The sequence below is a fragment of the Psychrobacter sp. 1176_08 genome, from assembly GCF_052850615.1.
On the sequence record NZ_VXCU01000004.1, the window covers coordinates 151032 to 174894 of the forward strand.

The 23863-nt window shown below is 42.5% G+C and carries 18 protein-coding genes; 8 read left to right on the plus strand and 10 right to left on the minus strand.

The features are described from left to right. Positions 1–57 precede the first annotated feature (57 nt). Both FW759_RS06615 and FW759_RS06620 read right to left on the minus strand, forming a co-directional pair. Positions 58–1179 carry a 4-phosphoerythronate dehydrogenase gene (locus FW759_RS06615; RefSeq protein WP_446442506.1) on the minus strand — a complete coding sequence of 374 codons (1122 nt, stop codon included), beginning with the start codon at positions 1177–1179 and terminating at the stop codon, positions 58–60. 134 nt (positions 1180–1313) lie between these two features. Further along, positions 1314–2441, minus strand: coding sequence for an AI-2E family transporter (locus FW759_RS06620; RefSeq protein WP_062843738.1), 1128 nt, complete (start codon positions 2439–2441; stop codon positions 1314–1316). Between the two features lie 819 nt (positions 2442–3260). Here FW759_RS06620 and FW759_RS06625 point away from each other — a divergent pair. The 3 genes from FW759_RS06625 (at position 3261) to FW759_RS06635 (ending at position 7390) form a co-directional block, all read left to right on the plus strand. Further along, positions 3261–4943, plus strand: coding sequence for an NAD+ synthase (locus FW759_RS06625; protein ID WP_446442507.1), 1683 nt, complete (start codon positions 3261–3263; stop codon positions 4941–4943). Positions 4944–5183: 240 nt separating this feature from the next. Beyond that, the gene (locus FW759_RS06630) at positions 5184–6458 is read left to right on the plus strand and encodes a hemolysin family protein (RefSeq protein ID WP_446442508.1); all 1275 of its coding nucleotides are present in this window, start codon (positions 5184–5186) and stop codon (positions 6456–6458) included. Between the two features lie 176 nt (positions 6459–6634). Continuing rightward, positions 6635–7390 carry a phosphatase PAP2 family protein gene (locus FW759_RS06635; protein WP_446442509.1) on the plus strand — a complete coding sequence of 252 codons (756 nt, stop codon included), beginning with the start codon at positions 6635–6637 and terminating at the stop codon, positions 7388–7390. Positions 7391–7467: 77 nt separating this feature from the next. Here FW759_RS06635 and FW759_RS06640 read toward each other — a convergent pair whose 3' ends face one another. Further along, positions 7468–8190, minus strand: coding sequence for a YggS family pyridoxal phosphate-dependent enzyme (locus tag FW759_RS06640; protein ID WP_446442510.1), 723 nt, complete (start codon positions 8188–8190; stop codon positions 7468–7470). A 275-nt stretch (positions 8191–8465) separates the two neighbouring features. On the opposite strand from FW759_RS06640, the gene FW759_RS06645 reads away from it, so the two are divergent. Beyond that, positions 8466–9521 (plus strand): type IV pilus twitching motility protein PilT, encoded by a 1056-nt coding sequence (locus FW759_RS06645; RefSeq protein ID WP_446442511.1) that lies wholly within the window; start codon positions 8466–8468, stop codon positions 9519–9521. Positions 9522–9668: 147 nt separating this feature from the next. Next, positions 9669–10790, plus strand: coding sequence for a PilT/PilU family type 4a pilus ATPase (locus FW759_RS06650; RefSeq protein ID WP_095569168.1), 1122 nt, complete (start codon positions 9669–9671; stop codon positions 10788–10790). Positions 10791–10926: 136 nt separating this feature from the next. On the opposite strand, the gene fur is transcribed toward FW759_RS06650, so the two are convergent. After that, a complete protein-coding gene (fur, locus tag FW759_RS06655) occupies positions 10927–11361 on the minus strand; it encodes a ferric iron uptake transcriptional regulator (RefSeq protein WP_062843732.1) in 435 nt (144 codons plus the stop codon). A 324-nt stretch (positions 11362–11685) separates the two neighbouring features. Here fur and FW759_RS06660 point away from each other — a divergent pair, with 324 nt between their 5' ends. Further along, on the plus strand, positions 11686–12105 hold the full coding sequence (locus FW759_RS06660; RefSeq protein WP_062845808.1) for an outer membrane protein assembly factor BamE: 420 nt from the start codon (positions 11686–11688) through the stop codon (positions 12103–12105). 48 nt (positions 12106–12153) lie between these two features. Here the strand turns inward: FW759_RS06660 and FW759_RS06665 are convergent, their stop codons facing one another. The 4 genes from FW759_RS06665 to FW759_RS06680 form a co-directional block, all read right to left on the minus strand. Continuing rightward, entirely contained in the window at positions 12154–12525 is a 372-nt protein-coding gene (locus FW759_RS06665) for an RnfH family protein (RefSeq protein ID WP_446442512.1), read from the minus strand. Then, positions 12513–13634, minus strand: coding sequence for a hypothetical protein (locus FW759_RS06670; protein ID WP_446442513.1), 1122 nt, complete (start codon positions 13632–13634; stop codon positions 12513–12515). The genes FW759_RS06665 and FW759_RS06670 overlap by 13 nt, the downstream gene beginning before the upstream one ends. A gap of 234 nt (positions 13635–13868) precedes the next feature. Then, entirely contained in the window at positions 13869–14537 is a 669-nt protein-coding gene (locus FW759_RS06675; RefSeq protein WP_062843730.1) for a c-type cytochrome, read from the minus strand. A 316-nt stretch (positions 14538–14853) separates the two neighbouring features. Continuing rightward, the gene (locus FW759_RS06680) at positions 14854–15189 is read right to left on the minus strand and encodes a c-type cytochrome (RefSeq protein ID WP_446442514.1); all 336 of its coding nucleotides are present in this window, start codon (positions 15187–15189) and stop codon (positions 14854–14856) included. 426 nt (positions 15190–15615) lie between these two features. On the opposite strand from FW759_RS06680, the gene yihA reads away from it, so the two are divergent. Beyond that, positions 15616–16371, plus strand: a complete 756-nt coding sequence (gene yihA / locus FW759_RS06685; protein ID WP_084387219.1) for a ribosome biogenesis GTP-binding protein YihA/YsxC — start codon at positions 15616–15618, stop codon at positions 16369–16371. 104 nt (positions 16372–16475) lie between these two features. Here the strand turns inward: yihA and FW759_RS06690 are convergent, their stop codons facing one another. Together FW759_RS06690 and FW759_RS06695 are read right to left on the minus strand one after the other, a co-directional pair. After that, positions 16476–17189: an HAD-IA family hydrolase gene (locus FW759_RS06690; protein WP_446442515.1), complete on the minus strand. Its 714-nt coding sequence runs from the start codon at positions 17187–17189 to the stop codon at positions 16476–16478. 148 nt (positions 17190–17337) lie between these two features. Then, a complete protein-coding gene (locus FW759_RS06695) occupies positions 17338–18348 on the minus strand; it encodes an RluA family pseudouridine synthase (RefSeq protein ID WP_443505485.1) in 1011 nt (336 codons plus the stop codon). Between the two features lie 1244 nt (positions 18349–19592). Between FW759_RS06695 and FW759_RS06700 the strand changes: the two genes are divergently transcribed. Further along, positions 19593–23819 (plus strand): Rne/Rng family ribonuclease, encoded by a 4227-nt coding sequence (locus tag FW759_RS06700; RefSeq protein WP_446442516.1) that lies wholly within the window; start codon positions 19593–19595, stop codon positions 23817–23819. The last annotated feature ends 44 nt before the right edge of the window (positions 23820–23863 follow it).

Consider the following 23863-nt stretch of genomic DNA (forward strand, 5'->3'; position numbering starts at 1 on the left):
AATAATCGTTTTCGAATGATGGTTTTTAGACTGACCGTATACATTGTGATTGAATGTTTAAGGCTGCCACTCACGGCGCAGATGATAATCACGTCTCAGCTGATCAAAGTCAGCACCGTTTACTTGACCATCGACTACCTTTTCTCTTAGAGCCGAATCATCTTGCTTAATATCGTAAAACTTACTCAATCTATCTGGATGTGCCTTTAGCTCCGACCACAAGAACATATTCAGCGGCAATAATGCCTGCATAGATTGAGTCGGTGTGACTGATAATTTCTCACATAGTGCATCATAAATAATTTGTGTACCACGCAGCTTACCTTCTACGGTATAACCAGCAATATGCGGCGTAGCAATGGCAAGCTTAGAGAGTAATCGCTCTGAAATTTGTGGCTCATGCTCAAACACATCTAACACCACTTGTCTGTTAGTACGTTTGATATCTGCTTCAAGGTCACTTGCCTGAATGACAGGACCACGCGCGCTATTAATTAACATGGTATGGACAGGCATCATTGCTAATGTCTCTGCATTGATTAGATGGTGCGTTGGATAGTCGCTGCCGTTGCTAGTATGCTGAGTATCTGTATTTTTGTGACTGGTCAATGGCACATGCAGACTGACGATATCACTCTGACTCAGAACTTGCTCTAGGCTGGCATTGTTTATATCGGAAGGTGGTAGCAGTGGATCATAACCGAGCACCTGCCAGCTTAAGTCGCTGGCATAATCAGCCAAGGTATTGCCAATATTACCCAGCCCAATAATGCCAAGCGTCATTGCCTGTTGCCAATACTGCGGTCGTAAAGTCAAGATAGCCGTCAACACATATTGCGCAACAGAATGCTTGCTACAGCCAGCCGCATTGGCAAACGTTATCTGGCGCGTCATCAAATACTCTTGATCGACATGATCGGTACCGATGGTGGCAGAGCCCACAAATCGTACACTTTTATTAGCAGCCAATAATGCCTCACCCACTGGTGTCACCGAGCGTATCAATAAGATCTCAGGCTGCAACTCTGCTAAAAGAGCTGCATTGATATCCCGTCCAGCCACTGTGATGATATTGACAGTTTGGCCAGTTGCTTGTCCAAGCGTTGAAGCATTAAAAAACTCATCTAAGCTTGCGATATTGCTATCGGCAATGATCGTAATAGGTGTGGTCGTATCCATATTACCCTTCATAATAGTTGCAGCATTATTGTGGCTGTTTTGATTTACAGTTTTTATCTAAAATCACGCTGCCAGAAATTGTCTCAGAATTGCTAAGTTACTTTTTTGCAGTCAATTATTAACGACTGCGATACTCATTCTATTTTCTCTTCTGGAGGCAAAGTCTGGCTATCAATCAGAACCTTTTCTTGCGCCGCAAATAGCTCATTCTTGTGGTTCGAGATCCATTCACGCCATACCGCAAGTCCAATGGCTAAGACCACAGGGCCGATAAATAAACCAACAAAGCCAAAGGCCGTTAGACCACCCAATACGCCAATGAAAATAATAATAAAAGGAATTTTGGTCGCGCCACTGATCACTATAGGACGGATTAAGTTATCAACCCAACTAATCACCAAAGTGCCCCACAGCGCCAAACCAATTCCCTCTACCGTGTAACCTTTGCTCAGCAACCAAATGGACACCCCGCCCCACACAAATGGTGTGCCAAAAGGAATCAAGGCAATAATAAAAGTAACAATGGTCAATAAAATAGGACTTGGCGCGCCAGCGAAGTAATAACCGACACCTGCCAATAGTGCCTGTGCTAAGGCAGTCAAACCAATACCATATACCACAGCACGTGTAGTCGTACCCACCGAATCAATATAACCATCGATGCGATTACCAATAATATTGCGTAACGCTTGACGAATTTGACGAATCAAACTGGTCCCATCGCGATAGAAAAAGAACAAGGTCATCAATGCCATACCAAGCTTGGCAAGACTACTGAACGCCACATCTAAAGCGACTTTGCCATAATACAAATGGGACTGCACCCACATTCGAAAAGCTTCAAGTGTTCCTTCAGGGTTTTTGTTGATTCGCCACAGCACATCTTTGACTTGTTGACCAATAACTGGTAAATCTTTAATAGAATTGGGTACATCCAAATAGCCGACTTTGACACGATATACTAGATTACTAATCAAGCTCAGGGCTTCTTGCTGAAGAATAAACACCCCAATCACAAGTGGTACACCTATTATCAAAGATATACTCACCGTCATAATGGCAGCGCTAAAATTGGGGCTGAGCTTCACTTTTTCATAAAAAAAGTTATAAACCGGAAAAGTCACGTATGCCAGAATGGCTGCCCAAAGTGCCGGTACAATAAAAAATTGTATGACCTGAAAACACAATACGAATAATACAACCAATAAAGTAATAGCCAGCAAGCGCTGAATAATAAACTCTTTTGTCCAATTTTCAATCATAGCGTATAAGCCAAGAGCAGGTAGCAAGGCGTATCATCGCCTTGCTGGCAAGTTTATAAATATATGATGAACGCCAATTTACAGAGCTTATCTATAAACTGTGTCCATTAACGAGGGTTACGGGTTGTAATATAGCGGCAAACCGCTGTTTGATCGGCATTCAATAACAGCATACCCTACGCTATCACTGTCTACAAATGCTATTAAAATAAAGTCAAAATATTGCTATTAAGCTAATTTATTATGCAGCAAAAAAAGACCATTTTATAACGCTATGTTGTAATTTTTACTTACAACTTTCTCTATCTTAACTTACTAGACCATGACAACAGTATTCAAAACGTCATACATACTTTTAGTCTATAAAAACAAAGCATACCAAACCGCTTTTATCTTTATGCATGAAACATATATCTTGAAAGGTAATTCACTGGCGCGTTCTATTTGTCAGGACAATTGATGTTATACTAAGAGTATTATCTTGAGCTTTTCAACATAGTTACGTTCATTTGAGCGCATTTATTTTGATGGTTATAAAGACATAGCATTTTTCAAACCAAAAACCTATTCAATACCTTTCTCTAGACTGTCGTATCTGATTTTTAGAGTCATGCCATAATTTTAGATATTATGCATCGGTATCGTATAGCGGATTAAGTAAGATTGAGACTCATCATATAGGTTCTATATTAGAACTAAATATGAAAGAGTGTTATTTTGAGTGAGTTTCGGGGCGACTTTGATTTTATTATAGATCAACACTGACCGACCAAATTTTAAATACTGTTTTTAAATACTATATCGATAGGAAAAATAACGATGTCAAAAGACACTGATAATCCCAATACCACTACTTCAAATGAGACCAGCAGGCCACAAGAGACTGTTACCTTTGCCTTGGCGCAATCGCACTTCTTAGTTGGCGATATCGCGACCAATACCGAAAAAATGCGTACCCTTGCGTTGCAAGCACGCGAACAAGGCGCAGACGTTATCGTTTTCCCAGAGCTTGCGCTATTGGGCTACCCTCCTCAAGATTTATTGTTACGCCCAAGCTTGTCAGGCCGTGTCAAAAACGCCTTATCAAACTTAAGTGATATCGACGATATCGTCATGATTGTTGGTTATCCACATGTGGACCATCATGGCACTTTTAACTCTGCCGCCATTTTGCACAATGGTCATCAAAAGGGTTTTTATCACAAGCAAGTTTTGCCAAATTATGGCGTATTTGATGAGCGTCGCTACTTCGATAAAGGTCGCAATCAAGTTTTATTCGACTATAAAGGCATCACCATTGGTCTTCTCATTTGTGAAGACTTGTGGGAAAAAGGTCCAATCTCTGATCTGAAAAAACAAGGCGCTGATCTGATTGTCAGCTTAAACGCTTCCCCTTTTGAGATTGAAAAACAAGAAAACCGCAAAACCATGCTAGCCAAACGTAGCCGCGAAAACAACTTACCTATTTTGTATGTCAACGCCGTTGGTGGCCAAGATGACTTGGTGTTCGATGGTGGCTCTATGGCCGTACAAGCTAATGGCAGCGTTGCCCATGAAGCGCCGCGCTTTATGAATCAGCTGTTATTGGCGACTTTGGATGTCAAAACAGCCAAGTTCAACAATCAACCTAAAGCACCTTTGACCTTGAGTCGTGAGTCAGAGATGTATCAGGCATTGGTGGTTGGTCTGCGCGACTATGTCAATCACTCAGGATTCTCTGGCATTATCGTTGGGTTATCAGGCGGTATTGATTCGGCATTGACGCTATGTATCGCCGTTGACGCCTTAGGCGCTGACAAAGTATATGCGGTCATGATGCCGTACGAGTATACCTCTCAAATCAGCTTAGAAGATGCGCAGGCGCAAGCCCGCCGTTTAAATGTTTCTTATACGGTTTGTCCTATCTTTGATGCTGTTGAAGGCATTCGTCATACCCTAGCGCCACTATTTAATAAGTCACCTGCCGATACCACTGAAGAAAATATCCAAGCCCGTGCACGCGGTGTTGTGCTAATGGCATTGTCCAATAAGTTCGGTCATCTGGTTATCACGACTGGTAACAAGTCCGAATTGGCGGTTGGTTATTCGACGCTATATGGTGATATGGCGGGCGGTTTTGACGTCTTAAAAGACGTGTACAAAACCCAAGTCTATAAGTTAGCCAGCTATCGCAACCGTTTAGAAGATACGCCTGTCATCCCTGAGCGTGTCATCACACGTCCACCATCAGCCGAACTACGCCCAGATCAAAAAGATCAAGACAGCTTGCCTGACTATGATGTATTGGATGGTATTTTGATGTCTTATATCGACGAGGACATGGGTTATCAAGACATCGTCGATAAAGGTTTTGATGCAGAATTGGTCGCAAAAGTGATCAAGATGGTCGATCATAACGAATACAAACGTTTGCAATCACCTATTGGCACCAAGATTAGCCACAAAGCCTTTGGCCGTGAGCGCCGTTATCCTCTGGTCAATAAATGGTCCATAAAAGGCTAACCGCTTCTGCTCACGCAACTTTTAATTCTTAAAAGTTGTGCTGTGCTGATGGCCTAACCATTTTATAGAGAATTGGATTTTTTACCATTGGCTGGGAGCTCTCCCAGCTTTTTTGGTTTCTATATACTTATTTTTTCCGTTTTTATGCTTTCAAATTTGTTATAAACCATGCTTTACGTCTCCTTCTAATGAATTCTCTCACTATTATTTTTAACCCCCACATTTTTTACCGAGTATGTCATGAGTCTGCTAACTGCCAGTATTTTTCTTATTTTACTGCTAGCCTTAAGTGCTTTTGTTTCTGCTGCTGAGATTGCCATCGCGGCGGCTCGTAAGATTAAACTACAAATCATGGCAAAAGAAGGCGATGTTCGTGCCTTTGATGTGCTTAAAATGCAAGAACATCCTGGCAGTTTTATTACCGTCGTACAAGTGGTGCTCAATGCAGTCGCGATTTCAGCAGGGGCAGTCGGAGAATCTGCTATCAGTCCTTATCTAGAGCAATTATTGGATAATGAAGCCGTCGCGTCTGTCATATCATTTATTCTGATTACCAGTTTATTTTCCCTACTTGCTGACTTGATGCCCAGACGTTTTGCGATGTCCAATGGTGAAATCATCGCGGTACGTCTTGTACGGCCCATGATGCTATTGATTTTTTTCTTTAAACCTGTGATTTGGGTATTTGACGGTGCGGCAAATATCGTTTTTAAGCTTTTGGGTATCTCAACCATACGCCAAGATGATATGACACCAGAAGATATCTATGCCGTAATGGATGCAGGTGCAGAAGCAGGCGTCATCAAGAAGCAGGAACATCATCTCATCGAAAACATCTTTGATATGCAAGAGCGCACCGTCACCTCCGTCATGAATCCGCGCGAAAACATCGTGTATTTCGATACCAAGACCACTACCGAAGACGTTGTTGAAGTGATGATTGAGCAGCCACACAATAAATTTTTGGTGTGCTATGAAGATGACTTAGAACAAATCTTGGGTTATGTAGAGTCACGCAGTTTTTTGGCGTTGGTTTTAAACCAACAACAGGTCAGCTTGACCGATAAAGCGCTCCTCAAGCCCGCGCTATTTGTTCCTGATACCTTATCTTTGTTCGAAGTTCTAGAGATGTTTAAATCTACTGGGGCGGACTTTGCGGTTATCGTCAATGAATATGGATTGGTGGTGGGCGTCATTACCCTCAAAGATGTCATGAGCATCGTTATGGGCGAGCTTGTGACTACCGAGGAGCAGCCAATTGTCCAACGTACAGATAATTCTTGGTTGATCGACGGTATGACTCCGATTGAAGATGTGGTTCGTGCCTTGGACATTGTCAGCTTACCGCGTAGTCAGAACTATGAGACCATTAGCGGGTTTATGATGTACATGCTACGTAAAATTCCAAAGAAAACGGACACGATTGAGTATGCCAATTATCGGTTTGAGATTATCGCCACTGATAACCTCAAAATCACTCAGATGTTGGTAACCAAGTTTGAAGACCCTGAATAAAGTAACTACTCTCGTTACGTGGAATTTGTCCCTACATTGAGTATTCACCACTACATACAATCTTTTCAACATTTGATAATGATTGAGTAAAGCGAGACGCTCTCTGAAAATGTTAAGGTAAGCGCTTTTTTATGGTTATTGTCATAAAAATGGGTTGATCAAAAGGCGCGTATATTATGGAAGCAGACATCAAAAAAGCAGGCTTTTTGTCTATTGTTTTGATCATAGGCTTGAGAATAGCCCTGTTACTTATTTGGCTGTTTTCTCAATTGGCAGAAAACGTGTTAGAAGATAAGCTCGAAAGGTTTGACAGTAGTGCCATTGGATTTTTTGAAACACTGCAAACCTCAACACTTGATGTTATTTATACCTCGGTCACTCATATGGGCTCTGTCTGGTTTGTAACCAGCTTATCTGTCGTTGTGATTTTATCACTTTGGTTCAAAGCCAGAGATAAATGGGCAACGCTTTTTTTTATCATAGCCGTCGGCGGTACTGGAGCGCTGACTTGGTTGTTAAAGCAAATTTATGAGCGAGGGCGACCTTCTATTAACGAAGCAATCGACGCGATTGGTTTTAGTTTTCCGAGTGGTCACTCGATGGGCTCGCTGGTTTTTTATGGATTCCTCATTTATTTGATAGTAAGAAGCCAGCAAAACAAAGTCATAAAAATAGGCTCCTCTCTGGCATTGGGTTTACTCATTTTGCTTATCGGTACGAGTCGAATTTACTTGGGCGCCCACTTTCCCAGTGATATTATTGCCGGTTATATCGCAGGCATCATCTGGTTGACACTTTGTATATTGGTGCTTGAATGGATACGATGGCAACGCTCAAGCCAAGTACATCTTGGTCATGCCCTACAAAGCATTTTTTTCTTCAGTTATGGACCGTTCAGGCACCAAGACAATAAAGCGATATATAAGCCTTGATAAATCATAGATGCAAAAAGGCGTTTGCAAGAACAGCAAACGCCCAGTATTTATAGACTATGTGGGAATATCTTGGTTTACAGCTGATTTCTTGCGCCGAAGATGGCAGTTCCAACGCGTACCATTGTAGAACCGTTAGCGATTGCCTCTGTCATGTCCCCACTCATTCCCATACTCAAAGTATCCCAGCCACTCAGCTCTGGGTGACGCTGTTTGATCTCATCAAACAACTGCTTGGTTCGAGCAAATGCATCAGTGTCTGCCTTAGCAGGAATGATCATTAAGCCGCGAAGCTTTAATCGCTCATAGTCTTTAATCGCCTTGATTAAATCAGGTAGCTGCTCTGGCAAACACCCTGACTTACTCGTTTCATTGTCAATATTTAGCTGAATCAATACATTCAATGGCGACATCTCAGCTGGGCGTTGATCATTTAAGCGCTTGGCAATAATGTCACGTTCGACCGTTTGTACCCAATCGAAATGCTCAGCGATATCACGAGTTTTATTACGCTGGATACTGCCAATATAATGCCAAATAATAGTGGTACAGTCATGCTGTGCTTTTAGGCTATTAATTTTTTCTACCGCTTCTTGTAAGTAGTTTTCGCCAAAATGTGCTTGTCCTTGCTGAGCCAATGTCGCAATCATCTCAGCAGGTTTGGTTTTAGAGACAGCCAATAGGACAACATCTTTGGTTTGTCTCTCGACTTTATCACAAGCTTGACTCATCTGTTCACTGACTTGCTGCCAATTATTAATGAGGCTTTGACTATCTATATTATTTTCATCGTTTTTCATATAAAGCTCACAAGGATAATTTGATCAAATATTAAATAAAAAGCGCTTTAATTATAAGCATAACTAATTTTGCATTTTGTTGATGTAGTAGATGGTTAAATGCCAATAGTCTTGTTATTATATTGTTACATGGATTAACAAATACAACCAATTACTAGCGTTCATTTCCTCGCTTACTCTTCATCGAAGTCCTTGCTCTAAAAGCGCATCTATCGATTGGCAACCGTATATTCTATGCTTTTTTGTCCCACTTTCATTGATAGGAATATCTGATCATGGCTGAAAAAAACCCTTTAAGTATTGAAGATTTGCTTCGCTTCACCGTCAAGCATAAAGCATCAGATTTACATATTTCAGCTGGTATGCCGGCTATGATTCGCGCCGATGGTGAGATGACTAGAATCAATATGCCTTCAATGACGCATCAAGTGGTGCATCAGCTTATTTATGACATCATGAATGATAAGCAGCGTGCCGATTTTGAAGAGTTTTTTGAGACAGATTTTTCTTTTGAGATTCCCAATTTAGCCCGTTTTCGGGTAAACGCCTTTAATCAAAATCGTGGTGCTGGCGCTGTTTTTCGGACCATTCTCTCTAAAGTTCTTACCATGGAAGATTTGGGGATGGGCGATGTGTTTAAACGTGTCTCAGATTTTAAGCGTGGTGTCGTATTGGTGACAGGCCCTACAGGTTCAGGCAAATCTACCACACTAGCAGCCATGATTGACTATATCAATGAAACTCGTAAAGAGCATATTTTAACCATTGAAGACCCCATTGAATTTGTCCATGAATCCAAAAAAAGTCTTATCAACCAACGTGAGGTTCACCGCGATACATTAGGCTTCGAGCCAGCACTTCGATCTGCCCTACGTGAGGATCCAGATGTTATTTTGGTCGGTGAGCTACGTGACCTTGAAACCATTCGTTTGGCATTGACGGCCGCAGAAACTGGTCACTTAGTATTCGGCACACTACACACAAGCTCAGCCGCCAAGACGATTGACCGAGTTATCGATGTATTTCCTGCAGCAGAAAAAGACATGATTCGTGCCATGTTATCTGAATCATTACAAGCGGTGATTTCACAAACGCTGCTACGTCGTCAAACAGGCGGGCGTGTTGCTGCACACGAAATCATGCTGGGCACACCTGCTATTCGTAACTTGATACGTGAAAATAAAATCGCTCAGATGTATTCAGCGATTCAGACTGGGGCAGGTGACGGCATGATTACCCTTGATCAAACCTTGAAGAACTTAGTAGGAAAAGGCACCATCAGTAAAGATGTGGCTCGCCCTTATGCCAAACAGCCTGAGGCATTTTTGTAGTATCATCGATCCTATATTGCCAGCCCTTCGTTATTGATAGAAGCATTAGCAATGTAGGATATTTATTCTCACTGATCATTATTAGCGATTTTGAACACATAATTTTAGACTTCTCTTTAATCGATTTACATCGAGTGCAGGTACGATATGGATATTGATAAACTATTGCAGCTAATGATCAATAAAAATGGCTCTGATCTTTTTATTACCGCTGATGTGGCCCCTTCCATGAAAATAAATGGAAAAATCCTGCCAGTAGGTAAAACACCGTTGAGTGCTGATCAAACCATGAGACTGGTCAAAGGGGTAATGACGCCTTCTCAGCAAAAAGAATTTGAAGAGACCAATGAATGCCAGTTTGCTATCTCTGATGAGGCTCAACAAGCCCGTTTTCGGGTTAGTGCTTTTATACAGCGTGATATGGCAGGAATGATTTTACGAAAAATTGAAAATAAAATCCCAACCGTCGAAGAGCTACGCCTACCACCTGCCCTAAAAGAGCTGGCAATGAAAAAAAGGGGTATTATTTTGTTGGTTGGTGCTACTGGTACAGGCAAATCTACTACGCTTGCTGCTATGATCGGACATCGCAATCAAAATTCTCACGGTCATATCATCACCATTGAAGATCCGATTGAATTTGTTCACAAACATCGTGGCTGTATCATCACCCAACGTGAAGTCGGTCTCGATACCCACTCGTTTGAAGCGGGTCTGAAAAATACTTTGCGCCAAGCGCCTGATGTTATTTTAATTGGTGAGATTCGCAACCGAGAGGTCATGAGCTATGCGATTCAATATGCCGAAACAGGCCATCTGGTATTTGCAACATTACACGCAAACAATGCCAACCAAGCCATTGACCGTATTATTCACTTTTTTGAAACCAGTCGTCACAATCAACTATTTATGGATTTGTCCCTAAACCTACAAGCCATTATTGCTCAGCAGCTCATTCCAACTCCAGACGGTAAAGGGCGACGTGCTGCTATTGAGATTTTATTAAACTCCCAACTGATTAGTGACTATATTCGTAAAGGTGAGGTTCATGAAATCAAAGATGTCATGACGCGTTCGCGTGAGAGTGGCATGCAAACCTTTGATCAAGCTTTGTTTGACTTATATGAGCAAGGAGAAATCACATACAAAGAAGCGATTCTTCATGCGGATTCTCCCAATGACTTACGCTTAAAAATCAAACTAAGTAGTAAAAATGGTATGGCGAATCTGGACGAAGGCGCTGATAGTTTATCGTTAGACATCACTTAGATATTTTTAACCTGTCTTCCTCACAACAGAGCAAAACCTTTCATCACAAAAAAAGCCTTTATTATCATTAATAAAGGCTTTTTCTAGTTTGAGTGCAATGCTCACGCTTGGCTTAAGAAAATCAAGCTAGGCCTGATTATTTGGCACTATCTCGACATTCTTGGTTATTACAAATGCCATATAATACCAATGAATGGCCTGACAGTTTAAAACCATGTTTTTCTGCTACTTTGAGTTGTTCTTCTTCGATTACTTCGTTATGAAATTCTATAATCTTGCCACAAACATCACAAACCAGATGATCGTGATGACCTTCTTGAGTGATCTCAAACACAGATAAATTGTTTTCAAAATTATGGCGCTCGACGATTCCTGCTTGCTCAAACTGCGTTAACACTCTGTAAACAGTCGCTAGGCCCACATCCTCGCCTTGATCAATCAGCGCCTTATAAATTTCTTCTGCGCTCATGTGATGCAACTCAGCACTTTCAAGCAACTCTAAAATCTTGATACGAGGTAACGTAACCTTTAAGCCGGCTTTACGTAAATCTTGATTGGTAAAAGAAGCCATAATATTCCTTCTGACTGTGACAGTCTTAGCAAATAAAAATCCAAAAATATAAAATAAACAATCGTTAGTGATTATTTTCTATTCAATATAAAATTTTTTAATAAGGACTCACTGAGTTTTTATAAATAAATGGCCAAGCTCTTATTTTTTGGAATATGAATGCAAGTCCATGAATTTAAAATATAAATAATAAACCTACTCAGGTAGTGTTTGGTAAATAATGTCGTAAGTGGTAGGAAATTGCAAGTAAATGACGTATCATTTGTCCAAGATTATCGGTCAGATCAGCTTCAATCAACTTTGGCCGCGCCTAATTCATTGCTTATGAGTCATCTTACCATGATAAAGACATTAAATTTTCGTCCATTAAGCCGTACCAGCGCATTACGCAAGATTGCTATCACCAGTATGCTTAGCGCTGCTGTTGCGATGTCTGGCTGCTCATTATTGAGTGTTTATAAGATTGATTTGCCACAAGGCACGGCGATTACTCAAACCCAAGCACAAAAAATACAAGTGGGTATGAACCAAAACCAAGTGCTCTATATTCTTGGTAGTCCAGCCATCAGGGACACACTTGAACCCAAGCGTTGGGACTATATTTACGACTATCAAGCTGGTACAGAAGGACGCCGCAAAGGTATCGCTGATGTCAAAGATGCCAGCCAGCATTTGGTTATTTACTTCGATGACAACGGTTTGGTTAATCGTATCGAAGGTATTGACAGTCTGCCAGCTTCTTAATTGCTATCAATTTCTTAATAGTAGAAACTGACTCTAAAGACTGTTCTATTAACCACGAGATTTGCTTTTGCGCTGAGACATTGGATCAGCGCTTAAGCTACGATATACCTCAATACGATCAAGCGGCTGCAATATATAACTAAGCGGCTGTTTTTTTGCATAGACGCCAACATGCCATTGTTTTGCGGTTGGTATGGCATTGTTCATAACCTCTTGGCACCAGCGTGCAAGCTCTGGAAACTTAACTAGCCAGCCCGCCTGCTTGAGCGCGTCATACAAACTGCTGCCTTGACTCACCGGTAAAGTCAGATAATGCTGACGCTTTGCATCCTCGGCATATGCCAAATATACGGTCATTAGCATGGGTTGTTGATCAGACCCTATTGCCGCCTCATGACTGTCCACCGTTAGCTCAACCACTGCATTACCCAACCTATTAGCGCTGATAAAAGAGCCAATGGTACGACCAAACGTATCGCCACCCGCCATAAGTTATAAAATGCTTCATTACCAAAGTTCAATGACTTACGTAAATGACTGATTTTCATTTGCCAGCCTGCGAAGATTGACAGCAATAAGACTGCCACGGTACTTACAATGACCAAAATACCGACTAGCCACGTGGTCGGAACAGCCACTACTAATACCAATGCCAATACAAAAGTAGCCATCAAACTGATCATTAGGCCAAACTTATGCGCTAACTGCTGAGTACTATAGTGCAGCAAGTAACTGGCCACAAACAATACGCCGCCCCAATACAAAAGCTGCCCAATCGGCGGCACTGCCATGCCACTAAGTAGTAGCACCACTACCCCAACCAACAATTGCAATATCCAAATCGGCAATACCGACTTGGTAGCACGATACTCGCTGGTCGCACGCTTTTGCACATTATGGGTGTTTGCTGTGATTACTTGTTTGGCGACCAGATTCTGACCGAACCAATATAAACCGGTACCTGCGCCCACACTGACCAATGCTAATGCGACAGCACGTGCCCATTCGCTTAAACTAATGCCAGTCATAGCAAAGTGAGTCGTGGGCAAGCCGTTTGTCAGACCCATTAGCAGTCCTACCACCATTAACCCGAGTCCAATAGGTAAAGGTGCAACGCCTAGCAGGCTAAGTAACACAGTGATGACAATCAAGCCTGCTGCTAACGCAAAACTTGGCACATCAGGCACGCTATTAAGTTCCGTCAGTGCTGCCAATATACCCGTGCTAGCACCAGATATTACTAAGGCGGCGATAACAATAGACACGAGCGCTGCCAACCAACCAAAACTGCGCCACACTGGACTGGCATCTGCTTCGCGAGTAAGCTTTTGCATACCTGCCAATGGTGCATCAACACTTCGATACGCCAATGCTATTTCGGCATAAACGACAGGCAGTGATACCACTATCATGGCTAATAGCCAGAGCAGCCAAAAATCGATTTCGCCAACTGATGCTGGCACAAACCAGCGGAATAGTAGTAACGGTAGCAATGCGGCAATAAAGTAAGAAGCATAACGGATCATCATAATATAAATCCAAACGATCTAAAGGGAATAACGACAATGTATAATCACACAGAGCAATGGCAAACGCCTGTATATGATTTTACTTTGGTATTGTCTCTATAATATAGGGGACGGACAGTTATAAAAAAACCCCGAAATCGGGGTTTAGTAACTAAATAATAACCAATGTGTACTCAAGTGGCGCGCAACTTAAATCAAAAGTCAGCACCAAGTACTGTAAGTGATACCAATGAATTAGTGAATAGCGCTGATGTAGTCTGACAAGACACGAATGTCACGATCCGACAGTTTTGATGCCACTGTCTGCATCATGCCCATCTCGCCTTCTTTTGCAGCATCATTGACACGTTTTTGCTCATCACTATCAATATCATCCACACGACCTGCGGCACGGAATAGTTTTAGCTGAGTGGCGATATATTGAGCATGCTGACCACCAAGTTTTGGGAACGCAGCCCACACATTACCAGCAGCATCTGGACCATGACAGCCTGCACAACCAATCACACCGCGCGACTTATCGCCACCCAAGAAAAGCTTGGTTGCTTCTTGATTGGTTGCAGGATTACCAAAACCCACACCCCAAGGCGCTTGACTGGCATAGTAACCAGCGACATTGGCCAAGTCTTGTTGAGACAGGTTTGCTACTTGCGATTGCATGATACCATTTTTACGGTAACCTGCTTTAAAGTTGACCAACTGTTTATAAAGATACTTTACGTTTTGACCACCTAAATTAGGCTGCGCAGGAACCACACTGACACCGTCGACACCATGACAAGCCGCGCAAACAGCTTCTGCAACTTGCTTACCAGCATTGACATCGTATTCAGGAACAATAATAGCAGCTTGTACGCTGAAACTTGCAACGCATAAGCTGGCAGCAGCGATTAACTTTTTCATTGATACAAATCCTACTAGCTCGGCGTAAGCATTATTTAGAATGATTGTACTGATAAGATACCTAGTATAAGCTACCCCTTTCTTAATAGGCAGACATGTATTTTAAGGTCTTGGACACAAGCAGTCTGAAAGTACTTACTAACATCAGGGTTTATTTTTAATTATTATAGCAAGACTTTGTAGTATTTGCCTACTTAATCGTTACATTCATCAGTTTTTCAACGACATATCAAAGCAAGCACTAAATATACAATGCATTCACTGCCTGAGTTCTTACCTCCCTATTTTGTAGGGTTTGGTGGTACCAATAAGTTTATTACTTGCTCATATATTCAATCAGCTTGCGATAATCATCATCGCTACAATTGTTACAGAGACCACCAGCTGGCATTTGAGTCATTCCATTTTTCACTGAATTAATCAGGGCTGGCATACTCTTTTGTTTCATAAGTTGTTGCCACTTGGCACTATCCCCTTTTTTGATAGCATTTAGCGCCCCACTATCATGACAGGCGGCACATGAGTTATCATAGGTAGTAGCGATGTCGGCCGCACTAGCGCTGATCATCATCGCACCCCCTAATAGTAAGGCAGCGCCGCTACCAATTAAAAGACGATGAGTTTGGTTTAGAAGCGTGGTGATTGAGAACATAGGACACCTCCATTTAGTGCGTCATTCGTTTAATCAATCATTTTATTAAACGGCATTCATTCAATATAGTTAACTAAACATATCTTAATAAACATTGTAACAATGTATGTCATATAAACCTAGATAAATATAGTTTGGCTTTGGTAACGTGTTTTAGCGAGCGATAAATTCTAGAAATGACTGTTGAGACTTATTGTTACGATGACATTTATATGATGTTAATCATTGTTATTTCAATCAGTAAGACCTGTAATAGTATAGAATAGTCGATAATATGAGATGACTGTCTGATTGCTTATAAGACCATAGAGTTTTCGGATAATTTCTCATCACTGTATATAGTTCTTCTGCCTCATGTTCGATCAAAATAGCCAGCGGACTAAATTTCACGACTGTATCCATTTTTTAAAGATTAATGAGCCATTTATGAGTACCCCGTTTACAGATGTTGCCGCAGAACATGCGTTGTTCAACACCAAATCTCGTCAAAAAATTCAGCAAACAGAATTTATGACCTCAGCGCCTACCTTTCGCCTCTGTCCCCCTGATATAGGATTAGAGGTTGCTTTTGCAGGACGCTCAAACGCAGGAAAATCTTCGGCTATTAATGCCTTGACCAATCAGCGCCAGCTGGCACGCTCCTCCAAAACACCTGGGCGTACGCAGATGATTAACTTCTTTAGTATTGGCAGTACGGATAGAAGATTGGTTGATTTACCTGGTTATGGATATGCTGCGGTGCCACTTGAGATGAAAAAAGAGTGGCAGGTGGAGCTAGAAGAATATTTGGTATCACGCTCAAGTCTTGCAGGTTTGGTATTGATGACTGATATTCGTCATCCCCTCAAGTTCTTTGACGAGCAAATGCTGCACTGGGCAAAAGATGGCGAACTACCTGTACATATCTTGCTCACTAAAGCAGATAAGCTAAAATATGGTGCATCTAAAAACGCGCTTTTGAATACCCGTAAACGTCTCAAAAAACTGGGATTAAAGTGCACCATTCAACTCTTTTCTGCTTTACGAAAAGAAGGTTTGGATGAGTTGGCAGGCGTGATGGGTAACTGGTATGACTATCAGCTTAACGATGACAAACTCATTGAGACCGATCTTAGTGAGCCAAACGAGACTGAAAATGGCGACAATGAATTATTAAATGTTGCACAAGATACCGATAAGTAAAAAAGCGCTAACTAAGCACCGTCTGTCATAAAAAAGGGTTTATCGTTATTTGCGATAAACCCTTTTTTATTGGTGTATTTATTGAACAGTTATAGCTTTTTGCACTATCCACATAATAGATCTACCAAGGCCTGCGGCGTATCCACTTGATAAGTCGGCTGCTGAGCGGCAAGCTCTGCACTTGATGCTGTACCATAATTCACTGCGATACTGGTCATTCCTAACTGCGTGGCCATCTGAATATCATAAATGCTATCACCAATAAAAACGGCATTGGCGATTGGCTGCTGTGTGTCATTCAAAATGTCGGTCAGCATTTGCGGATCAGGTTTTGATCCTGCTTCATCAGCACAGCGTGTCATGACAAAATAATGATGACTGTTAGAGGCATCCAATACTCGATCCAGCCCTTTTCTTTTTTTGCCAGTGGCGACCGCAAGGCTTTTTCCCTGATGTTGTAAGCTCTGAAGCATATCTTTTATTGGTGTAAAGAACGGCGTGCGATGACTATTGGGAATATAATACTCCGCATAACTTTGTTGAATGGCGAGCTTTTGCGCGTCATTCGCTTGAGGGTATAAAATCTCAATACCATTCATCAAGCTCAGTCCAATAATATCTTGTACTTCTTTATCCGTCGTCTGAAATCCATGAGCTTCTCCTGCCACATGCATAGACTCAACAATCAAGCCAATTGAATCCATCAACGTGCCATCCCAATCAAAAATAATCAGCGTTTTATCTGCTAAAAGATGAGGGTCTGGTAACAGGCTGGTCTTAGTAGGTACTCGATTATGGGCGATGGATGACTTACTCATGAATTGACCTTAGCGAATAGCAGTAATAAATAGTAGATACAAAAACGTCACGGCAAATTATTAAGCATTAATAATAAGGTATCGTGACGTTTAAGAAGATATTTTTCAATAGAATCAATCTTTGGATAATGATTTCTACGTTTCAGTCTTACTCAGGCAATTTGGTTTGCTCGGGCAACCAGTCTGCCATGTCATCTGGCAATGGCGCTGTGATGGTTTCGTAGCCTGGAATATCTAAGCGCCACGCGTGTAAGCACAGACGGTGGACACCTGATTTGTCGTGTACGTTATACTTATCATCTCCTAAGATCGCATGACCGATATGGGCCAAATGCACACGGATTTGATGGGTACGACCTGTCAGTGGCTTGGCTTCAATTAAGCTCACAGGTTGGCCTGCCAGCATAAAGCGATTATGGACGATGATATCTGTTTGGCTTTCTTTGGCTTGCGGATCTTGAGCATCAATTTTGACACGGCGCTCACCACTGGCAAGGGTATAGCGTAGCAATGGTGCATCAATACGTTGCTCATTAAGCACAGGCTGACCTTTTGCCAGACATAAATAATGCTTTTGAATGGTTTTGTCCACCAAATGCTGCTGCAACGTTTTGAGTGCTGAGCGTTTTTTGGAAATCATGAGCAGCCCTGAGGTATCTTTATCGATACGATGTACCAGCTCTAGGTATTTTTTACCTGTCACTTCGCGCATGGCTTCGATGACACCAAAGTCCAGACCGCTACCACCATGCACCGCAATGCCAGAAGGTTTGTTGAGAACCATCATGCCTTCATCTTCATAAACCACACGCGCCAGCAAGCTGTTGGCAAACTCGGTGCTGATGATTGGCTTATCACGCGTTGCCAGCTCCACAGGGGCAATACGAACCACGTCTTCACGCTGTACTCGATCATGCGCTTTACAACGCTTATTATTAACGCGCACTTCATCAGAGCGAATCATTTTATAGATGTGTGATTTTGGCAAGCCTTTTAAGCGATTGAGCAAAAAGTTATCCAAACGCTGGTCGTGCTGATGGCGTGTGACTTCAAGGTAGTTCACCTTGCCAAAGTTGCTGATCTCATCGTCAGCGCTTTGTGGGCGTGTTTTACTATTGAAAATAGCAGGAGCTTCGTGAGCGGGGGCTTCATCAGTCATTTTTGAGTTCGTCATTTTTAGTTAGGTATTTACGCAAAGATTTGTTATAGTTTAGCATGTTGAGCGACAATTAAGCAGAAGCTGTAGCAATAATCATTGTTGTTTCAGATAGTTTATGACTATTTTTACTACTTGTTAGTAGAGTGGTATACGCTATATACCCTGTAGAGATTGGACGTTTCATCTGATTTTAGGGCGCATTGTTTATTTGCAGATATCAATGATAGATATTCATAGATAAGCCCCCATAAATTGAGGAAACCGCACTGATTGTAATCAATTACACGAGATCGTCAGTGCTATAAAATAAATAGTGACACTACATAACTTTGTGCTCATAAAATCAATGTGATTGAATTTGGCAAAATGCCTGTTCATTGACTGATAATGACACGATATTGACTCACAACCCGCACGACAACGACTTTATCCGATAACTATTTATTATTTAATAATTACTTATCTGATGGTCTCTTACGCGAGCAAAGCTGAGCAAGTATGGATGGTTTAACGTTAGGATCGAGAAGTATATCGATAGCTGCCTAAGTATTGGTGGTCAAACAGATAACGATGAATAAGATGTAAATACAGCACCATGCCGATAGTTTGGTTGTGTATTCTGTTTGCCAAGTACGCCCCGCTGATCACTGAAGCTGCGATACTTAATGTTAAAACGCCCCAGATATTATTGACGTGATGTATGACAGAACGATAAATAAAGTGTAACCAATTGCTTTACCTACATGAATAACTGCTGATACGACTATTTTATACAATTGATCTTCTAACAGCAGCTCTGCTCACAGCGATATTATTGCTAGACTTTGATGGATGAATTGCAACAGCACGATACTGCTTCAGTATCAGTATTTTTAAGTCAGTAATTGAGCCGCTCACTCTTACAAAGTGTGCACGCTTAGCGACCATAAGAACTTACTGATGATTTAGCTCACTGATAGTTTAAGTATGCTTACGCACTAAAATTTGGACCAAGCCTACCAATAATAGAGTATAAATGTATAGCCTTACACCCTATAGCATTTATATTCGCATTGACAATATTAGCAATGCAAATAGTTTTAGGTAAAAACAAGCCATTGAAAAACCAATGTGTTTTATGAAACCCACCATTTACGTTCTACTGTTAATGAAAATCCGTCAACGCTAATGTAACCATTGGCCATACTTGTCACCCGCTAAAAAGCCCGTCGAATCGTTGTTGTGCGTACTCATAGGATACCAATATGAAACGCATCTTGATCAACGCTACTCAAAACGAAGAAATTCGTGTTGCCTTATGCAAAGGCAATCATCTGTACGATTTCGACTTAGAAAACCGTACTCGTGAACAAAAAAAATCCAACATCTATAAAGGCCATGTGACTCGTGTCGAGCCATCGCTTGAAGCGGTGTTTGTCGAATATGGTTCACAGCGCCAAGGCTTTTTACCGATTCGTGAAATTTCTGCTGAGTATTTAAGCGGCAATCCACGTGATGAAAACATCAAAAAACTTATTAAAGAAGGCGACGAGCTGATCGTCCAAGTGGAAAAAGAAGAGCGTGGCAACAAAGGCGCTGCCTTATCGACTTACGTATCATTGGCGGGACGCTATCTGGTATTGATGCCAAACAACCCTCGTGGCGGTGGTATCTCGCGTCAAATCTCAGGTAAACTGCGTGAAGACATGAAGCGTATGCTGAGCAATCTTGATCTACCAAAAGGTATGAGCGTCATTATTCGTACCGCCGGTATTGGTAAAACCCAAGAAGACTTACAGCACGATTTGAACCATCTACTCAATATCTGGCAAGCCATTCAAGAACAAAACCAAAAATATCCATCACCACGCTTGGTTCACCAAGAAGCGGGCGTGGTCACACGTGCTGTCCGTGATTATCTGCGTGATGATATTGCTGAGATTTGGATCGATAACGAAAACGCTTATATCGAAGCGGCAGGTTTCATTGACGCAGTGATGCCAAAACAAGCAGAAAAACTGCGAAAATATACTGATTATGAGCCAATGTTTTCGCGCTTTAACATCGAAAAACAAATCGAAACCGCTTATCAGCGTGAAGTACGTCTGCCATCAGGCGGCTCAATTGTTATCGACCAAACGGAAGCTTTGGTATCTATCGATATCAACTCAGCCAAATCGACCAAAGGCTCAGACGTTGCCGAAACGGCTTACCACACTAACCTAGAAGCCGCCGATGAAATTGCCCGCCAGCTACGTCTGCGTGACATGGGTGGTTTGATTGTTATTGACTTCATTGACATGAATGACAACAAGCATCAAAAAGAAGTCGAAAAACGATTGGTCGATGCCACCAAATATGACCGCGCGCGCGTCCAGTTTGGTGATATCTCTAAATTTGGTCTGATGGAGATGAGCCGTCAGCGCTTGCGTCCGTCATTAGAAGAGTCAACGGGTTATATCTGCCCACGCTGCCATGGCAACGGTATGATTCGTGATTTGCGTTCATTGTCGCTATCGATTATGCGCCAGATTGAGCAAATTGCATTAAAAGAGCGTCAAGGTGAAGTGCAAGCAGAAGTACCCACCGACATCGCCGCCTTCTTATTGAATGAAAAGCGCGATAGTTTGGTTTATCTTGAACAAGATAGCGGTACTCGTATCACGATTTTGCCACACGCACATCTAGAGTCTCCTAACTTTAAGCTGCACTTCAACCGTGATGGTTTTGCCCCATCGAGCTATGAGCGTATCACGGATACTCAACAACAAGAACACAGTGATCTTGGCTACAATGTCGATTGGCAGACGGCTGAAAAAGAGCGTCCAGAACAGCAGCCAACGCGCCAGCCACGTCAGGCGGCAGACAACAAATCTGCTAATAAGCAAAGCGATACCGTTGAGCATAGCACCAATTATAGCAACGATCATCGTAACCAAAAAAATCCTAACAACGCTCCTGCTACGCAGGCACCGCAGCCCAGCCAAAATGTTGCACCTGCGCCCGTAGCACCGCAGCCTGTTAATACTCCTGCAAACGCCCAGCCGCAAGCGGTTGCTTGGTTATCCAATCTGTTTGCTCAAGCCCCGCAAGCTACTACGACACCTAGTGTCAGTAGCCGAGATGCCGCAGAAGCGATTGAAGCATTGGTTAATACTGGTGCACAAAGCTTGGGTTCGTTTGGACAAGTAGATAGTAATGCGTTAAACACTGCCCCCAACAGTACGCCAGTCACTCAGCAAAATGACTCGCAAAAGAAAGATGCCGAATCATCAGAGAGCAATGCCAATCGTCAGCAAGCTCGCCGTACTTCGGACAGTGATACAGACGACAGTAATAACGAAGATAGAAGAAGACGTAAGTCACGTAAGTCCAGATCATCTAAGCCTCGTCAAAGAAAAGAGCAGACAGATGACGCCAATACTGAAGTAAATGACAATATTGGTAGCCAAACTTCAAACAATGGCGATGACAAACAGTCTGATAATCAAGATAAGCGTCAGCAGGACAACAGACGTCCTAATGACCGTAATCGCAACAATCGTCAAGACAGTAATCGCCAAGACAACAATCAGCAGAACAATAAACGCAATGCAGATGAGCGTAATGACTCTGAAGATAAAAGCGATAATGCAGCCGCTGAACAAACTCGTACTAAGCGTAAGTCGCACAGTCAACGCGGCTCACGTGGCAAGCTAGAGCGCGGCGAAACGCTAACGGCTGATAATGTTCAGCAACAAAGCCAGCAGACGAGTAAAGAGTCTAACAGCAGTAAGAATTCGGCGAACGGGCGCCGCAATCAAGACCCTAATGAAGTAGTACTACAGGTCAATGAAGCACCAGTTGCGCTTAAGACACCAGAGGTCGTGCATCTTTCTCTAGATGACAGCAAGTCTACTCAGACAAAGCAGCCCCCTGTGAAAAAACAGAGCGAAGCCAATGATGTGTCGAAAGACGAGGCAACAAACGCACGTACTAATCAACAGAATAGTGATGCACAACATTCTGTTGAAAAAAGTGCTGAGCCAACAGTGACAGATAAAGGGACTGCAAAAACTGATGAGCCTAAATCTGACGACGCTAAGGTAAAAGTGACTGAAGAGAAAGCACAAACAAGTGCATCTAAAGCTGACTATGATGATGAAAAAGCCTCTGCTACAGAGAAGCAGCCAACATCAAAGCAGGTTGCGGAGCATCAAACTGAAAACCTGACGTCAGCTGATGCCAAAATTGATGAGGATCAAACCTCATCGAAGCATCAAAAAACCCATCAGGAAGCAGATGTTGCTATTGATGCGAAGGTAGACACCAGTGCAAAAACAGCGCCTAAGGTTCAAGAAAGCAACAGCTCTGATGATGCTCATGCGACCAGTAACTCTGCCCTTCAGCTGACTCATGATGCTCTATTTGCCACACGCTACGTAACGGCTGAGAAGTTTGGTCAGGCCAGTAACGATCCACGTGTGGTACGCAGCCAACAGATGCAAGCACCAGTGGATCAAAAGCCACAAGCCGCGATAAGTGCGCCTACAATTCGCGGTACGGTTGGTGAGTTCATCCGTGCCACGCTACCAGAAGCGCAAACTCGCTTAGCAGAAGAAGGCGTGATTCATTGCTTTATCGAAACCATTGCCTTGTTTGCTAAGCAAGCGCAAAATGCTGATAATGGCGGCGCCGATGTTGCAAGCGCTACAAGCGATAATCAGCACTCTACTGATCTTGCTGGTAAAAGCTTTGACTTTAGCAACTACGGCTATCAGCCCTTGACCGTGGATTATCTAACGCGCTTTGAAGCAATGACGCAAGCCGTCAGTCAGTTTGCCGCCGCGCAAGGTAAGACAGACGTTGAACCACGTACTGTTGGTAAGCGTGCAAGCAATGATCCACGCGGTCAGCATCCTGATTATCACGAATCAGCGAACCAAAGTACTGCGTCTGAAAAAGGTGCTGAGCCAGAAGCAAAGACCGATGACGAATCAGTCGTTGAGTCTCAACAAGCAGCTTCTGAACAAGATGTGAGTGATGTTGAGGCTCACAATGTCGAAGCAACGGCTCTGACCACTCAAGCGCAGACAGATGATGTCAGTATGGATAGTGAGCAGTTATTGGAAGCCGATCAAACGCTATCAAAGGCGGATGACAAGCAAGCTGATAATGAAAATGTAGGTACTCAAAGCGTAGAAGCAGAACACACAGGTATCGACACTGATAATGTGGAAACTGCTAGCGTTGTGAGCACTGAGCAAGCAACTGCCTCTGAGGTTGAACAACCGATCAAAGAAGACAGTCAGGCGGCCAAATCAAAAACCACGATTGCCAGTTATAAAAACATGATTGAGAATGTGGCAGAGCAACTGTTACCACAGACAGGTATGTTTAATCTAACCACGCCAAAAGTACCAAAAGCACGCAGCCGTAAGCCAAAAGTTGACCATAAAAAGCCAACGCAAGCTGAAAAGCTAGAAGCTGACGATGCAAACAACGAAAGCTAACTCTAGCTGTATAAGGTAAAACAAGAAAGCCCCAAAGTTGATAA

What these genes read in the sequence shown, in the direction of transcription:
- FW759_RS06615 (WP_446442506.1), bottom strand. Translation starts at nt 1,179, where the DNA reads ATGGATACGACCACACCTATTACGATCATTGCCGATAGCAATATCGCA.
- FW759_RS06620 (WP_062843738.1), bottom strand. Translation starts at nt 2,441, where the DNA reads ATGATTGAAAATTGGACAAAAGAGTTTATTATTCAGCGCTTGCTGGCT.
- FW759_RS06625 (WP_446442507.1), top strand. Translation starts at nt 3,261, where the DNA reads ATGTCAAAAGACACTGATAATCCCAATACCACTACTTCAAATGAGACC.
- FW759_RS06630 (WP_446442508.1), top strand. Translation starts at nt 5,184, where the DNA reads ATGAGTCTGCTAACTGCCAGTATTTTTCTTATTTTACTGCTAGCCTTA.
- FW759_RS06635 (WP_446442509.1), top strand. Translation starts at nt 6,635, where the DNA reads ATGGAAGCAGACATCAAAAAAGCAGGCTTTTTGTCTATTGTTTTGATC.
- FW759_RS06640 (WP_446442510.1), bottom strand. Translation starts at nt 8,190, where the DNA reads ATGAAAAACGATGAAAATAATATAGATAGTCAAAGCCTCATTAATAAT.
- FW759_RS06645 (WP_446442511.1), top strand. Translation starts at nt 8,466, where the DNA reads ATGGCTGAAAAAAACCCTTTAAGTATTGAAGATTTGCTTCGCTTCACC.
- FW759_RS06650 (WP_095569168.1), top strand. Translation starts at nt 9,669, where the DNA reads ATGGATATTGATAAACTATTGCAGCTAATGATCAATAAAAATGGCTCT.
- fur (WP_062843732.1), bottom strand. Translation starts at nt 11,361, where the DNA reads ATGGCTTCTTTTACCAATCAAGATTTACGTAAAGCCGGCTTAAAGGTT.
- FW759_RS06660 (WP_062845808.1), top strand. Translation starts at nt 11,686, where the DNA reads ATGAGTCATCTTACCATGATAAAGACATTAAATTTTCGTCCATTAAGC.
- FW759_RS06670 (WP_446442513.1), bottom strand. Translation starts at nt 13,634, where the DNA reads ATGATGATCCGTTATGCTTCTTACTTTATTGCCGCATTGCTACCGTTA.
- FW759_RS06675 (WP_062843730.1), bottom strand. Translation starts at nt 14,537, where the DNA reads ATGAAAAAGTTAATCGCTGCTGCCAGCTTATGCGTTGCAAGTTTCAGC.
- FW759_RS06680 (WP_446442514.1), bottom strand. Translation starts at nt 15,189, where the DNA reads ATGTTCTCAATCACCACGCTTCTAAACCAAACTCATCGTCTTTTAATT.
- yihA (WP_084387219.1), top strand. Translation starts at nt 15,616, where the DNA reads ATGAGTACCCCGTTTACAGATGTTGCCGCAGAACATGCGTTGTTCAAC.
- FW759_RS06690 (WP_446442515.1), bottom strand. Translation starts at nt 17,189, where the DNA reads ATGAGTAAGTCATCCATCGCCCATAATCGAGTACCTACTAAGACCAGC.
- FW759_RS06695 (WP_443505485.1), bottom strand. Translation starts at nt 18,348, where the DNA reads ATGACTGATGAAGCCCCCGCTCACGAAGCTCCTGCTATTTTCAATAGT.
- FW759_RS06700 (WP_446442516.1), top strand. Translation starts at nt 19,593, where the DNA reads ATGAAACGCATCTTGATCAACGCTACTCAAAACGAAGAAATTCGTGTT.